Source organism: Streptomyces sp. NPDC006711 (genome assembly GCF_042869775.1).
GTDB lineage: Bacteria > Actinomycetota > Actinomycetes > Streptomycetales > Streptomycetaceae > Streptomyces.
On sequence record NZ_JBIAGO010000004.1, the window covers coordinates 61912 to 75330 of the forward strand.

At 72.0% G+C, this 13419-nt stretch carries 14 protein-coding genes and 1 pseudogene; 9 read left to right on the top strand and 6 right to left on the bottom strand.

The window, feature by feature from the left end:
* Positions 1-45 precede the first annotated feature (45 nt).
* Positions 46-1197: a hypothetical protein gene (locus ACFYM2_RS10785; protein ID WP_388835183.1), complete on the top strand. Its 1152-nt coding sequence runs from the start codon at positions 46-48 to the stop codon at positions 1195-1197.
* Positions 1198-1386: 189 nt separating this feature from the next.
* On the opposite strand, the pseudogene ACFYM2_RS10790 reads toward ACFYM2_RS10785, so the two are convergent.
* Positions 1387-1558, bottom strand: a pseudogene (locus tag ACFYM2_RS10790) (sodium-independent anion transporter); the annotation flags it as partial.
* Positions 1559-1922: 364 nt separating this feature from the next.
* Positions 1923-2555 carry an SRPBCC family protein gene (locus tag ACFYM2_RS10795; protein WP_388835186.1) on the bottom strand — a complete coding sequence of 211 codons (633 nt, stop codon included), beginning with the start codon at positions 2553-2555 and terminating at the stop codon, positions 1923-1925.
* A gap of 342 nt (positions 2556-2897) precedes the next feature.
* Here ACFYM2_RS10795 and ACFYM2_RS10800 point away from each other — a divergent pair, with 342 nt between their 5' ends.
* From ACFYM2_RS10800 to ACFYM2_RS10820, 5 genes are all read left to right on the top strand, one after another.
* Positions 2898-4034: a diaminopropionate ammonia-lyase gene (locus ACFYM2_RS10800; protein WP_359002419.1), complete on the top strand. Its 1137-nt coding sequence runs from the start codon at positions 2898-2900 to the stop codon at positions 4032-4034.
* A 128-nt stretch (positions 4035-4162) separates the two neighbouring features.
* Positions 4163-4726, top strand: a complete 564-nt coding sequence (locus ACFYM2_RS10805) for an FABP family protein (protein WP_359002421.1) — start codon at positions 4163-4165, stop codon at positions 4724-4726.
* Positions 4727-4962: 236 nt separating this feature from the next.
* Positions 4963-5640 carry a DNA primase gene (locus ACFYM2_RS10810; RefSeq protein WP_388462333.1) on the top strand — a complete coding sequence of 226 codons (678 nt, stop codon included), beginning with the start codon at positions 4963-4965 and terminating at the stop codon, positions 5638-5640.
* A complete protein-coding gene (locus ACFYM2_RS10815; RefSeq protein ID WP_388462331.1) occupies positions 5633-6865 on the top strand; it encodes an SRPBCC family protein in 1233 nt (410 codons plus the stop codon). The genes ACFYM2_RS10810 and ACFYM2_RS10815 overlap by 8 nt, the downstream gene beginning before the upstream one ends.
* Before the next feature lie 189 nt (positions 6866-7054).
* Entirely contained in the window at positions 7055-7993 is a 939-nt protein-coding gene (locus tag ACFYM2_RS10820) for a cation diffusion facilitator family transporter (protein WP_359002427.1), read from the top strand.
* 113 nt (positions 7994-8106) lie between these two features.
* Here ACFYM2_RS10820 and ACFYM2_RS10825 read toward each other — a convergent pair whose 3' ends face one another.
* On the bottom strand, positions 8107-8454 hold the full coding sequence (locus ACFYM2_RS10825) for a PRC-barrel domain-containing protein (RefSeq protein ID WP_359002429.1): 348 nt from the start codon (positions 8452-8454) through the stop codon (positions 8107-8109).
* A gap of 257 nt (positions 8455-8711) precedes the next feature.
* Here ACFYM2_RS10825 and ACFYM2_RS10830 point away from each other — a divergent pair, with 257 nt between their 5' ends.
* Complete coding sequence (locus ACFYM2_RS10830; RefSeq protein ID WP_359002508.1) at positions 8712-9200, top strand: flavin reductase family protein; 489 nt, start codon at positions 8712-8714, stop codon at positions 9198-9200.
* Positions 9201-9215: 15 nt separating this feature from the next.
* On the opposite strand, the gene ACFYM2_RS10835 is transcribed toward ACFYM2_RS10830, so the two are convergent.
* The 3 genes from ACFYM2_RS10835 to ACFYM2_RS10845 all read right to left on the bottom strand — a co-directional run bounded on the left by ACFYM2_RS10835 (position 9216) and on the right by ACFYM2_RS10845 (position 11264).
* Positions 9216-9803, bottom strand: coding sequence for a hydrolase (locus tag ACFYM2_RS10835; protein WP_388462329.1), 588 nt, complete (start codon positions 9801-9803; stop codon positions 9216-9218).
* A gap of 224 nt (positions 9804-10027) precedes the next feature.
* The gene (locus ACFYM2_RS10840; RefSeq protein ID WP_388462327.1) at positions 10028-10537 is read right to left on the bottom strand and encodes a MarR family winged helix-turn-helix transcriptional regulator; all 510 of its coding nucleotides are present in this window, start codon (positions 10535-10537) and stop codon (positions 10028-10030) included.
* 310 nt (positions 10538-10847) lie between these two features.
* Positions 10848-11264 (bottom strand): DUF5997 family protein, encoded by a 417-nt coding sequence (locus tag ACFYM2_RS10845; RefSeq protein ID WP_359002435.1) that lies wholly within the window; start codon positions 11262-11264, stop codon positions 10848-10850.
* Between the two features lie 57 nt (positions 11265-11321).
* Here ACFYM2_RS10845 and ACFYM2_RS10850 point away from each other — a divergent pair, with 57 nt between their 5' ends.
* Positions 11322-12113, top strand: a complete 792-nt coding sequence (locus tag ACFYM2_RS10850) for a LysR family substrate-binding domain-containing protein (RefSeq protein WP_359002437.1) — start codon at positions 11322-11324, stop codon at positions 12111-12113.
* Between the two features lie 128 nt (positions 12114-12241).
* Positions 12242-13282: an NAD(P)/FAD-dependent oxidoreductase gene (locus ACFYM2_RS10855; RefSeq protein WP_388835190.1), complete on the top strand. Its 1041-nt coding sequence runs from the start codon at positions 12242-12244 to the stop codon at positions 13280-13282.
* The last annotated feature ends 137 nt before the right edge of the window (positions 13283-13419 follow it).

The following is a 13419-nucleotide window of genomic DNA, read 5'->3' on the forward strand; positions in this document are numbered from 1 at the left end:
GAGCGACCATACTGGTCGGGCCCCGATCACCCACAGAACGAATCCATGGCCAAAAACAGCAGCTCCGCAACCACCGTCCCCGACACCGCGTGGCTGGGGCGCGGGCGCCACTTCGGGCCCGAGCCCGAGCTCGACGTGCGCCGCAACCTGATCGCCCTCCAGGCGGCCGGGGTGCTGGACGCGTTCTTGGATCTCGACCCCGCCGAGGCGGCCCGCTCCACCGTCCTGCACCCCAGGGACGAGTCCGCCGACCCCGGCCCGCTGGCCCGGCGTGTCTTCGAGGCGCGCTGGCGGGTGGCCGGTGACGTGCCGGTGCGCGCGCAGCTCACCACGTACGACCCCGAGTCCCGGCGCAAGGAGGGTGAGGGCGTCACCTGGGTGCTCGCCGCCGAGGCCGAGTGCGCGTGGGACATGAACTGGCTCTCGCCCGCCACCATGTTCTGGCCGGACAGCGACCGCGTCGCCTGGGACCACGACACGGTGGCGGACCTGCGTCTGCGGACGACCAACCATCTGCCCAAGGACGACGACGAGCTGCGCCACCTGCTGCGGGACTGCACCCGTCAGAGCTGGTACATCCATGTCGTGGTGCACGAGGCGATGACGCCGGACGTGAAGGGGCAGCAGCCCATCTCGACGTTCCTGCCGCCGAGCCTGCGCCATCGTGTGATCGAGCACCGGGGCACGCCGGAGCAGGCGCAGATCGCCGACTTCGCGATGAAGCGGGAGCTGAGCGTGCGGATGCCGCGCGGCGGCGCCGTCGTCCTGCCGTCGGCGGGGCAGGGGCCCGAGTACGACGCGGAGCGCTACACCGTGCGCACGGTCTTCCTCGACGGCTCCCAGCCCACCGAACTCCTCGACCGCATCAAGGAGTTCAGCGTTCTGCCCCGTCCGATGCCGGCCGACGCCGAGCGGGCCCTGACGCGCCTGCGCCAGGGCTGGCACCTGCTGACGCCGGACGAGGAACTGGTGCACGCGCAGGCCATGGTCACCAAGTACGCCGAAGCGCTCGACGCGATGACGACGTCGCGCGACCTGTACCGGGAAGCGGCGGAGGCGGCGCAGGCCGCGCTGGCCGAGACGAGCGGCGGCGACGGGCTCCTGCGGACGCCGGTGCCACGGCCGTTGAAGGCGGACGCCTCTCCGCTGACCGCGCTCACCAAGGCGTTCGGCCGCTTCCGGGACCCCAACAAGTAGCCGTATCGGGGGTGTTGAGGAAAGAGGCCTCCGCTGCGACGAAGGGTCGGCGGGCGTCCAGAAGGGCGCTGAGGCGGCGCGACGCAGGCCCCGGGCGGACCGCGAGGTACGTCCGGACGAACGGCGCGGGAGCGATGAACGGGCGGAAAGCGACCCGGTCGCCGGGTTCGACCCCCGCCTGCGCCGAGTCGAAAACACTGGTAAGGATCACTGCGGCGACCAGGTGCCCGAAGCCGTGCTCGCGGTAGAGCGGCGCCATGACCAGCGCCACGGCGCCGGTGGCCGCCGAGATCATGGCGCGCCGGCCACCGACGACGGAGATGGTGACGGCCATCGTGAACGAGGCGAACAGGCCTGCCGCCGACGTGCGGGCCGCTCGCGTCGGCGGCGTTCCTGGGGGCGGGGCCGGTCGCTCAGGGGTGAGGCGTCACGGTGGGCAGGAGGCGGCGCGGGCCACCGGGGTCACGCGCACGCCTTCTCCTGCGGCTTCGGTCCGCACCGGGGGCGGTGTCGGCCCCGGCACGGCAGTAGTCGCGGGAGTGCCGTCCGGCTGTGCCGCGAAGGGTACGAACCTGGCCGTTCCCGGCGTTGTCGACGTCAACTTTACCTTGACGGCACGGGCGGAGACCGGCCCGTCCGGCCCGCCCTCGCAGGTCCGGTCCGGTCCGGCGGGGGCGGGCGCGGAACATGGGTCGGCGGGGGCGGGGCCCGGTGGGTTCGGCGGGTCAGGCCTGCCCGGCGGCCGCGCGGGCCTCCGCGACGTTCGCCAGATCCTTGAGCCACGCGTCGAGACCCGCGCGGAGGAGGCCGGTCGCGGCCGGGACGTTCGCGTCCACCTGCGGACCGGTGTGGGTCTCCTCGGTGCGTACGAGGACACCGCCCTTGACCTTGGTGAAGTTCCACACGTGGACGCCGTCGATGTGCAGCCCCTCACCGATCGCGGGCCCGGTCCAGCGGATGCAGGAGGCGTGCTTGATCTGCTTGACGGTGGAGGTGATGTCCAGGCTGGTGGCGGGGGTCGCGGGGTTGGGCGGCACGGGGGTCGTCCACCGGAACGCCGATCCGGCTCGGAGCGGACCGTGGTCGAGACGGGCGGCGGTCTTGACGGCGCCCTGCCAGGACGGCCAGCGCGTCACGTCCGTCTGCACCTTCCAGATGGTGCTCAGCGGCGCATGGATCACTGTCTCGGTCCGGTAGCGGACGCGGGCGTCGGGATCGACGCCCTGGCCCCGGCAGGTGAGCGAGGCGGCTGAGCGCGAAGAAGCCCCCGCCGGCGCCACGGCGGCACCGAGGAGCGAGGCCACGAGCGGGAGGGAGACGAAGGCGGCGCGGGCGCCGGTGCTGCGGAGGGTGAACATAGGGCTCTCCTGGTCACAGTCGGAAGTCAACGTTTGTCAGGGCAGTGGGCAGTGGACAGTGGGCGGTAGGTGGTGGGCGGTATGCGTACGGACTCGGCGGCCGGGTGAAGGGCGCGGACGTGTTCGGCGGCCGTCAGTCGCGACTGGCTGCCTATAGCGCTTGCCGTTAGTTAGAAGTTATAACGTCCGTGAATGCATATCGTCAAGAGGTGGTGATGCCGGGGGAGTTGAGTTGGTGCCTGTGGCCGGGAGTGGCGGGTGGGCCCGTGGGTGAGCGCGGACCGGCATGCCTGGAGCGGCCGGGGCTGGACCGAACGCGGGGGAGTGTCGCACCCTGGTCGGATGCCTCGCGACGCCGCTCACCTCGCCACCGGGCCGCTCCCTCTGTTCTGGTCAGCCCGGCACGGCGGCCGCGCCTGGCGGTGCGAGCCCGCGCCGTCCGGTGCGCGCGACTTCCACGCCGGGCTGCCCGACTACGAGCCCACTCCATTGGTCGAACTACCGGCCCTGGCGAGGGAGTTGGGCCTGGGTCGTGTGTTCGTCAAGGACGAGTCGTGCCGGCTCGGGCTGCCCTCGTTCAAGGCGCTGGGGGCGTCCTGGGCGATCCGGCGTGTGCTCGATGAACGGGCCACGCGCGGCGAAGGGACGGGACGCATCACGCTGGTGACCGCCACCGACGGCAACCACGGCCGCGCGGTGGCCCGCATGGCGCATCGCCTCGGGCAGCGGGCCCACGTCTTCGTGCCGCGCGGTGTCCATCCCCGGGCGGTGGCCGCCATCGCCGCCGAGCGGGCGCGGATCAGCGAGGTGGCCGGACCGTACGACGAGGCGGTACGCCGTGCGGCGGAGGCGGCCGCCGCGCCGGACGCGGTCCTCGTCCAGGACACGGCCTGGCCCGGCTACGAGCGGATCCCCGGCTGGATCGTCGAGGGCTACTCCACCCTCTGCGCCGAACTGGACGAGCAGTTGGCCGCGCGCGGGGTGGGCGAGGGGCCCGATCTGGTCGCCGTGCCGGTCGGCGTGGGATCGCTGGCCCAGGCCGTGGTGCGGCACTACCGGAGCCTTGCGCCCGGCCGGCGTTCTCCGGCGCTCCTTGCGGTGGAACCGGAGGCCGCCGCCTGCGTGCTGCGCGGCCTCATGCGCGGGGCACGCGCCAGCATCACCACGGGTGACACCGCGATGGTCGGCCTGAACTGCGGCACCCCCTCCAGCATCGCCTGGCCCTACCTCCGCGCGGGCCTGGACGCCTCGGTCGCCGTTCCGGATCCGGCCACGGCCGACGCGGTGGCCCGTCTGGCATCCCTCGGCGTGTCCTCGGGTCCCTGCGGCGCGGCCGCGCTCGCCGGAATGCGGGCGGTGCTCAGCGGCGCGGGCGCCGAACAACGCCGTACGACGCTGGGGCTCGGCCCCGGCTCGACCGTCGTCCTCCTCAGCACCGAGGGGGCCGAGGCCAACCCCCGGCTCCTTGAGGCAGGTTGAGCCAACCCCCGGCTCCTTGAGGCAGGTTGAGGAAGCGCGCCGCGTTTCGGTGGTCGCGGGCGGGTCGCCCGGGGATGGGGCCCCTAGGCTTCGGTCCGGCACCGGACCCGACCTCAGGAGCGCACACCGTGACCGACCCCGCAGCGGCCCACCCCGGCCCCGCACCGGCATACCCATACCCCGACGCCCACCGCCCGGACGGGACGCCCGCCCCGCACGCACTGCTCGCGCCCGTTACCGGCTTTCTGGGCACCTGGTTCGGACGCGGCGAGGGCGGCTATCCGACTCTGGAGGGGGACTTCGCGTACGAGCAGGAGGTCACCTTCACCCACGACGGCCGTCCCTTTCTGCGCTACGAGGCGCGGGCCTGGCTCATCGGCGCCGACGGCGCGCCCCTGCGCCCTTCGGCCCGCGAGAGCGGCTGGTGGCGGCTCCAGGCCGATGGCCGCGTGGAGGCCCTGATCACCCAGCCCACCGGTATCGCGGAGATCGCGGTCGGCGTCGCCGCGGCCGGCACGGTGGACATCCGTACCGGGCAGGTGGCGCTCACCCCCACGGCCAAGGAGGTCGACGCCACCCGGAGGCGCTATGAACTGCCCGACGGCGAGACCCTGACCTTCACCCACGACCTGGCCGCGATCGGCAACCCCCTGCAACACCATCTGTCCGCCGTCCTGCACCGCAGAAGCTGACGGCTCGTCAAGCGCGGCAGGCGTTCCGGCGGCGACCCGCCGGGCCTGCGGTGACCTGCGGGAATCGGACGCCGTGGGGTGGCCCCGACGCGAGGCGTCCACCCCTGACGCGGCCCGTGGGCCCCGGCGCACCCTCTCGTCCCAGGGTTTGGCTCTGGCCTTGTTGGCTACCCGGTGTGATGAGTCCTTCCCCGGGCTCTTTGTCGCGAGACAGATGAGGAGAGGACAGGTCTGACATGAACAATCGGCTGGGACTGGGGCTCGCGGTGGGCGCGGGCTATCTGCTCGGGCGTACGAAGAAGGCCAAACTCGCCTTCGGCATCGGCACGCTGGTCATGGGTAAACGCCTGCAATTGAGCCCACGGGCGATCGCGGACTTCGCGGCGGCGCAACTGGCCGACAACCCGCAGTTCAAGGAGATCGGCGACCAGCTGAGGGAGGACCTGCGCGGGGTAGGCAAGGCCGCGACGGGCGCGCTCATCAACCGCCAGATAGAAGGGCTCGCCGACCGGCTGCACGATCGCACCCTCGACGTGCACGACCGGATGTCGGGCGTCATCCCCGGCGTGGTCGAATCCGACGACGAGAAGGACGAGCAGGACGAGAAGGGCGAGCAGGACGACGAGGAGCAGCCGGACGAGGGCGGCGGGGCCCCCGCCAAGTCGACCGCGCGCCGGTCCTCGTCCCGGTCCTCCTCACGTTCCTCGGGCCGGTCTTCGTCCAGGTCGTCCGACGCGGATGACAAGGCGTCGTCCAAGTCCCGCCCGGCCGGCGGAGCGGCCGCCAAGTCAGCCTCGTCCAAGGCGACTTCGGCGAAGAAGACGGCCAAGTCGACGCAGCGCACGGCGAAGCGGGCACCCGCCAAGAAGACGGCGAGCCGGCGCGGCGGCAAGGGGGAGGGCGACCGTGGCTGAGACGAAGAACCCGCTGACCTCAAGCCCCGCCGCCGACCGGCTCAAGTCGGAGCTTCAGTCCTATCTGCTCGCCCAGGGCGAGCGGCTTCTCGTGGGCATGGGGCACAAGCTCGGCGAGACCACGGTCAAGCTCACCGACATCGCCGAGGGCCGCAGCCCCGGCTTCGCCAAGCTGGCCCTCGAAGGCGGCCGCAAGGTCGCCGAAGGCAAGGGCCCCGTGCGCGCCGCCGTGGAGATGGGCGCCTCCCACCTCAAGGACAACGCCAAGGACATGCTCAAGGGACTCGGCGGCGGCCGCAAGAAGGGCGGCGCCGGGCGCAAGCCGACCGTGATCATGGAGTCCGTCGACGTGGGCGTGCCGGTGCGCGACGCCTACGACCAGTGGACCCAGTTCCAGTCGTTCGCCAGTTTCGCCAAGGGCGTCAAGAGCGCGACCGTCGCCGACGACACGACGTCGGACTGGAAGGTCAAGGTCTTCTGGTCCACCCGCAGTTGGAAGGCGCACACCACCGAACAGGTGCCGGACGCGCGCATCGCGTGGACCTCCGAGGGCGCCAAGGGGACCGTCAAGGGCGTCGTCACCTTCCACCCGCTGGGCGAAAACCTCACCCGGGTGCTCCTGGTCATGGAGTACTACCCCAAGGGACTGTTCGAGAAGACGGGCAACATCTGGCGCGCCCAGGGCCGCCGCGCCCGCCTCGACCTCAAGAACTTCGCCCGCCACACCGCGCTGCTCGGCGAGGCAGAGGGCGGCTGGCGCGGCGAGATCAGGGACGGCGAGGTCGTGGTCTCGCACGAGGACGCGGTCGCCGAGGAGGAGGAGCGGGAGCCCGAGCAGAGCGATTGCCGCGAGGACGCCGACGAGGACGAGCCCGGAGGGGAGGAGGCGGAGGGCGCCGAGCGCGGTCCCGCTTCCGACGAGGACCCGGAGGACCCAGAGGACCCCGAGGCGTACGACGACGAGATTGAGGGCGACGAGGCCGACGAAGAGCCCGCCCAGGAGTACGAAGAGGACGACGAGGACGAGTACGCGCAGGAGGACGAGGAGCCCGTCGAGGAGGAGTACGAGGACGAGGACGCGGACGGCGACGCGGAGCCCGTGGAGGGCGAGTACGCCGAGGACGCCGAAGAGGCGGACGAGGAAGAGCCGGAGGACCCCGAGGAGGCGGCATCCGCGCGCAAGCGCCGCGCCTACGAGGGCTCCCGGAGCAACGCCCGCCGGTGACCTGCCGCGCGTGGCTTCCCTGGGGGCGGGCCGCACCGCCCCCAGGGACTGTTGTCCGACGAGACGTCATGGACGGCGTCACGAACTACGACACGGACTGCGACATGGACTGCGACATGGACTGCGACATGGACTGCGGCATGGACTGCGGCATGGACTGGGCGGTGGCATAGGTATGGAGAAGTGACCGTGGACAAGAAGGACCGCAAGACCCGGTTGACCGTCCTGGTGGCGCTCGCGGCCAACCTCCTGATCGCCGCGGCCAAGGCGGCCGCCGGAGTGCTGGCCGGGTCACCCGCGCTGCTCTCCGAGGCGGCGCACTCCGTGGCCGACAGCATGAACGAGGTCTTCCTGCTCGCCGCGCTCCGCCGCAGCCGGCGTCCGGCCGACCAGCGCCACCCCTTCGGCTACGGCAAGGAGCGCTACTTCTGGTCGCTGCTCGCCGCCGTCGGCATCTTCGTCATGGGCGGCTGCTTCTCCTTCTTCCAGGGAGTCCAGGCGCTGAACGATCATGAGCAGGAGTCCACCGGCGGGTACATCGTGGGCCTGTCCGTCCTGGGTGTCGCCCTCGTGGCCGAGGGTGGCTCGCTCCTGCGGGCGCTGTACCAGGTGCGCGGCCAGAGCGGCGGCATCGGCAGTGATCCCGCCCTGCGCACCGTCGTCGCCGAGGACGGCACCGCGGTGCTCGGCGTCCTGCTGGCCGGGGCGGGCATGGCCCTGCACATGGTCACCGGCCAGGTGGTGTGGGAGGCGTCCGCGTCGATGGCCATCGGGCTCCTCCTCGTGTACGTGGCGTACCGGCTCGGCAAGGAGGCCCGCGACCAGCTCATAGGCGAGGCCGTCGATCCCGAACTGCGGCGCCGCATCCGGGCGTTGCTCGACGAGCAGCCCGAGATCGACAACGTCGCCGACCTCCTGACGATGCGGCTCGGCCTTGACTCCACGCTGGTGGCCGCGCGGATCGATCTGCGGCCCGGACTCGACAGCGAGGAGGTCGAGGTGGTCTCGGAGCGCATCAAGGCCGCCGTGGTGGAGGCGTGGCCGGAGGCACAGCACGTCTTCCTCGACATCACGGACGCGCCGCCGGGCGCGCGGCCGGCGTCCGCCACCCAGGACGCGTCCGCCTGAGACGAACGCACCGACGGATCCGTCCCGGAGACACACCTGCGGATCCGTCCCTGAGGTACACATGGCGATGCCCGGCCGCTCGGGACGGCCGGGCATCGCGGAAGGCGGGGACGTCACATGTGCGGACGCCCGTAGTAGCCACCCACCTGGTCGTGGTAGGTGGGATCCCCGAGGTGCTTCTCCTTGTCGAACTCGGGGGAGTCCTTGATCTGGTCCTTCGTGCAGGCGACGTAGATCTTCTTCTCGACCGCGTCGATACGCGTCAGGACGCCGGCCGGCAGCAGGACGTGCTTGCCGAAGATCCAGGGGCCGGTGTCGACGACGATGTACGAGGAGCTGACCTCCTCCGAGTACTTGTCGACCTTGCCGATGCTTCCGTCGGTCGCCTCGACCTTGAACCCGGTCAGGTCGGTACCGGGCTGGTAGGCGGCAGCCTCCGGGTAGGCCCAGATGTTCTCCATGGTGGAGCATTCCCTTCGGATGGTCGGTGGTGGCGGGGTGCGGACGGCGGGCGCCGCTGGTGCGGTGCCCGTCTTCGCTCGCCGAGCTCCCGGGTGCCCCCGGCCGCCGGTCCTACACTCAAGGCGGCGGCTTCCTCGCTTCTTTCAGCCGTTCGGGGTACCGGTGGCATACGGGGTGGCGTCGCCGGGCCCGGCCGGACACAGTGTGCGGACCACGAGACGAGGGGTTGGAACAGGTGAGTGCCGTGGAGAGTGCGATGGAGAGGTTCCTCGACCGCCTGGACTGTCCGATGTACGTCGTGACAGCGACCACGGGCCAGGAGCGCGCCGGGTGCCTGGTGGGGTTCGCCTCGCAGTGCTCCATGGTGCCCGTGCGGTTCATGGTGTGGCTGTCGAAGGCCAACAGGACGTACCGGGTGGCCCGTTCGGCCGATTTTCTCGCCGTGCACCAGCTGAGCCGCGCGCAGTACGGACTCGCGGAGCACTTCGGCGGGCTTACGGGTGACGAGTGCGACAAGTTCGCCGATGTCGCCTGGCACGAGGGCCCCGCCGGTACGGTTCTGCTCGACGACGCCCCGGCCTGGTTCGTGGGCCGGGTGGAGGAACGTACGGACGGCGGCGACCACATGGGCTTCCTGCTCAGCCCCCTGGAGGCCGAGGCCCCCGCGCCATCAGGGGACGCGGAGGTGTTCCGGCTGAGCGACAGCGCGGGCATCGAGGCCGGACATCCGGCGCAGGACGCCTGAGAGCGGCGACCCGCGTCAGACCGGGAGCTTGGCCAGGAGGTTGGCGATCTCCGCCGTGGTGCCGGTCTCACCCAGGCGCGGGAAGATCCGCTCGACGCTGTGCTGGTGGGCGTCCGCGCTCATGTCGGTCATGGCGTCGGTGGCCAGAGTGACGTGGTAGCCGTGCTCGTGGGCCGCGCGCGCGGTCGATTCCACCCCGATGCTGGTGGCCACGCCGGTCAGCACGATCTGAGTGATGCCTCGGCGGCGGAGCTGCACGTCCAGGTCGGTGCCGTGGAAGGCGCCCCAGTTGCGCTTGGTGACGGTGATGTCGCCGGGGTGCCCGGCCAGTTCGTCGACGATGACGTCCCAGCCCTCGGGGCGTGCGCCGCCACGGCCCTGGCCGGCCTCCGTGCGGCCGGGGGCGGCGTCGGCCCCGTCGGGGGCGAGCGAGACGCGGACCAGGACGACGGGCAGCCCCTGCGAACGGAAGGCGTCGGCGAGTTCGGCGGTGCGCGCCACGACGTCGGCGGTGGTGTGGGGCTCCGTGGGCATGGCGACGATGCCGCGCTGGAGATCGATGGCGACGAGAGCGGTGCGCGGGTCGAGTGTGGTGAGAGCCATGGTGGTGCCTTTCGTGCCTCTGGGGGAGCTGCTTGGTGGTGGTGGTGGTGGTGGTGGTGGTGGTGCCGGGCCGGTCCCGGCGGCCTTGCCCGAAGCGGTGGTGGGCGCGCGGGCGGGGCGGGCCGGACCGGTGCGGTGGCCATGCGGTCACGGACCACGGTTCGCGGGCGACAGCCGACGGGCGACGGGCGTTGGGCCACGGAGCACGGGCGACGGACCACGGTTCACGGCTGAGCGAGGCGTTCCAGCAGGGCCATGGCCTCGGCGATCGTGGCGCGCTCCTGCTCCGTGTAACGCTCCTGGAACGCCTGCGTGAGCCATTCCGCGCGGGCCTGGCGATTGCCCTCGGCGCGCTCGCGGCCCGCCCCGGTCAGGGTGACCAGCTGACGACGGCCGTCCTCGGGGTCGGGGCTGCGCTGGATCAGGCCCCGCTGGTCGAGCGCCGCCAAGGTGGCGGCCATCGACTGGGGACGCACCCCTTCCGTCGCCGCGAGCGCGCTCGCCGACGCCGCCCCGCCCTTGTCGATGAGGGTCAGCGCGGAGACCTGCGAGGGGGTGAGGTCCTGGCTGTGGTCCGCGACCTCCCGCAGCCGGCGCCGCAGCCTGCTGAACACCACCCGCAGATCGCGCGCGGCGCGGACGGCGGACGTGGAGATCTCGGCGGAGGTGTCCTCCGGGGCGCCCGGGGTGTCCGTGGCGCCCGGGGTGACTGGGACGCCGGGGGTGCTTGCCATGCGGCCACCGTAGGATCTTCAGTTGAAACTGTCCAGTCTGGGCTGCGCAGCCTCCACTGCCTATGTCGCCACGCTCACAATGGCGACCCCCGGCTTGCGCAACCCCGACTCGGGGACAGCCGAGGCGCCTGACACCGCGTCAGAAACGCGTGACTCCCCGGTGAGCAGGGCGAGTTGACCAGGTCGGGCAGAAGCCCGGGCCGGGAAGTCGCGGCCCCGTACGCCGAATGCCGCCGACCGGTCGCAAGGCGACTGGACGGCGGCACTGGGTGTACGACGGGAAAACGGGTGGCGTCTGGACGCCGGGGGATCAGGCGCGCGGGCCCCGGGGCTCCTCGGTCTGCTGCGCGCTCTTCTCCTTCTGCTTCTCCTTGATGCGAACGGTCTCCTTGCGGACCTCCGCCTGGGTGGCGCGCTCCTTGCGCAGCCACTCCGGGTTCTCCTGCTTCAGGGCCTCGATCTGCTCCGTGGTGAGGGCGTCGGTGACTCCGCCGCGCGCGAGACCCGCGATCGAGACGCCGAGCTTGGCCGCGACCACCGGGCGGGGGTGCGGGCCGGTGCGTCGCAGGTCCTGGAGCCACTGGGGCGGGTCGCTCTGCAACGCGTTGAGCTCGGTGCGCGAGACCACGCCCTCCTGGAACTCGGCGGGGGTGGCCTCGAGGTACACACCCAGCTTCTTCGCCGCGGTGGCGGGCTTCATCGTCTGGGTGGTCTGGTGCGACGTCATGGGTCCAGAGTAGCGAGCGTGTGCGATCCCGCCGACCACGACCGGTAACCTGGCGGGGTGACAGGCTCGGAAGAACCCCCATCGTTCCGGCTCGCCTACGTTCCGGGTGTGACGCCGAGCAAGTGGGTGCGGATCTGGAACGAGCGGCTGCCGGACGTCCCCCTCACCCTCGCCACGGTCTCCGCCGCCCAGGCGCCCGACGTGCTGCGCGCCCGCGAGGCAGACGCGGGCTTCGTGCGGCTGCCGATCGACCGTACGGATCTCAGCGCGATCCCGCTGTACACCGAGACGACGGTCGTCGTGGTCCCCAAGGGCCACCTCGTCGCCGCGGTCGAGGAGGTCTCCGCCGACGAGCTGGCCGACGAGATCGTGCTGCACCCGCTCGATGACACCCTGGACTGGGAGCGCCCCCCGGGCCGGGCCGCCCTTGAGCGTCCCGCCACCACCGAGGACGCCGTCGAGCTGGTGGCGGCCGGGATCGGGCTCCTTGTCGTGCCGCAGTCGCTCGCGCGCCTCTACCACCGCAAGGACCTCACCTACCGGACGGTCACGGGCGTACCCGAGTCCCGGATCGCGCTGTCGTGGGCGGAGGAGGAGGTCACACCCGACCTGGTGGAGGAATTCATCGGGATCGTCCGTGGCCGCACCGTCAACAGCACCCGAGGCCGTACGCCGACGCCGCCCCAGCCCAAGCAGAAGCGTGCCGACAAGGGCGGCGCGCCGCGCAAGGCCGCCGCGGGCAAGTCGTCCGGCAAGACCGCTGGCAAGTCCGGCGGCAAGAACGCGCGGGGCGGGGCGGCCGCACCGAAGAGCGGCGCCAAGCGCGCCAAACCCCGCCGCCGCCCCTGATCCGTGGCCCCTCGGCCCGGCGGCCTTCCTGTTGCCGTATTGGCAAGTTGCGTTGTCAATCGGATGCGCGTGGACGCAGCATCGCGGCAGCGGAGGTACCGCACAGGGATGGGCGAAGGGGACACGCGATGAACAGTGCTGTCGAGGATGGCCGTCGGGAGATCCATGACGTGGTGGTGATCGGGGGCGGAGCGGCCGGACTGAGCGGGGCGCTCACCCTGGGCCGGGCCCGGCGCTCGGTCCTGGTGATCGACGCGGGCGAGCCCCGCAACGCCCCGGCCCACGGCGTCCACGCCTATCTCGGCCGCGAGGGTGTGGCGCCGGGCGAACTCCTGGCGACGGGCCGTGCCGAAGTGCTCGGCTACGGCGGGCAGTTCCTGAGCGGCACGGCGACCGGCGCCGAGCGCGACGGGGACGGTTTCCGGGTCCGCCTCGCCGACGGACAGGAGGTGCGCGCCCGCCGCCTCCTGGTCACCACGGGCCTGGTCGACGAGCTCCCCGATGTTCCCGGACTCGCCGGGCTGTGGGGCAGCGATGTGCTGCACTGCCCCTACTGCCACGGCTGGGAGGTGCGGGACCGGGCGATCGGCGTCCTTGGCACCGGGCCGCTCGCCGTGCACCAGGCCCTGCTGTGGCGGCAGTGGAGCGACGACGTCACGCTCTTCCTGCACACCATGGACGATCCCGACGACCAGCAGTACGAGGAGCTTGCCACCCGGGGCGTACGCGTCGTGGTCGGCGAGGTGACCGCGTTGGAGACGAGGGAGGGGCGCCTGCACGGGGTGCGTCTGGCCAGCGGCACTCTGATGCCCCGTCAGGTGCTCGCGGTGACAACGAAGTTGGTGGCGCGCGCGGGAGTGCTCGGCTCGCTCGGCCTTGAGCCGGCGGACCTGGAGATGGCGGGCGCCGTCATCGGCAACCACATTCCGGCCGATGCGACCGGCGCGACCGAGGTGCCCGGTGTGTGGGTGGCGGGCAATGTCGCGAGCCCGCTGGACCAGGTCGTCGTAGCGGCGGCCGCCGGTGTGCGGGCCGGGGCGGCGATCAACGCCGATCTGATTGCGGAGGAGACCCGCCGGGCTGTCCGGGCCCGTCTGGAACCGTTCTCCGCGCAGCTGGAGCGCGAGGTCTGCGAGGTGGTGCTCGGCGACCGGCGCCACGGCCTGTGACGGGCATGCCCGGGCCCTCACGGCGGCTCTATATTCGCTCTCCCGTGGCTGCCGCGGATCAGAGCGGACAGTCCGGCGCAAGGGCGCGTACCGGCCGGAAGTTACCACTTGGTATCTAGTGACATATCATGCGCGCG

Coding starts and splice junctions, on each gene's coding strand:
- ACFYM2_RS10785 (WP_388835183.1), top strand. CDS start 46: ATGGCCAAAAACAGCAGCTCCGCAACCACCGTCCCCGACACCGCGTGG.
- ACFYM2_RS10795 (WP_388835186.1), bottom strand. CDS start 2,555: ATGTTCACCCTCCGCAGCACCGGCGCCCGCGCCGCCTTCGTCTCCCTC.
- ACFYM2_RS10800 (WP_359002419.1), top strand. CDS start 2,898: ATGCCTCGCGACGCCGCTCACCTCGCCACCGGGCCGCTCCCTCTGTTC.
- ACFYM2_RS10810 (WP_388462333.1), top strand. CDS start 4,963: ATGAACAATCGGCTGGGACTGGGGCTCGCGGTGGGCGCGGGCTATCTG.
- ACFYM2_RS10825 (WP_359002429.1), bottom strand. CDS start 8,454: ATGGAGAACATCTGGGCCTACCCGGAGGCTGCCGCCTACCAGCCCGGT.
- ACFYM2_RS10830 (WP_359002508.1), top strand. CDS start 8,712: ATGGAGAGGTTCCTCGACCGCCTGGACTGTCCGATGTACGTCGTGACA.
- ACFYM2_RS10835 (WP_388462329.1), bottom strand. CDS start 9,803: ATGGCTCTCACCACACTCGACCCGCGCACCGCTCTCGTCGCCATCGAT.
- ACFYM2_RS10840 (WP_388462327.1), bottom strand. CDS start 10,537: ATGGCAAGCACCCCCGGCGTCCCAGTCACCCCGGGCGCCACGGACACC.
- ACFYM2_RS10845 (WP_359002435.1), bottom strand. CDS start 11,264: ATGACGTCGCACCAGACCACCCAGACGATGAAGCCCGCCACCGCGGCG.
- ACFYM2_RS10855 (WP_388835190.1), top strand. CDS start 12,242: ATGAACAGTGCTGTCGAGGATGGCCGTCGGGAGATCCATGACGTGGTG.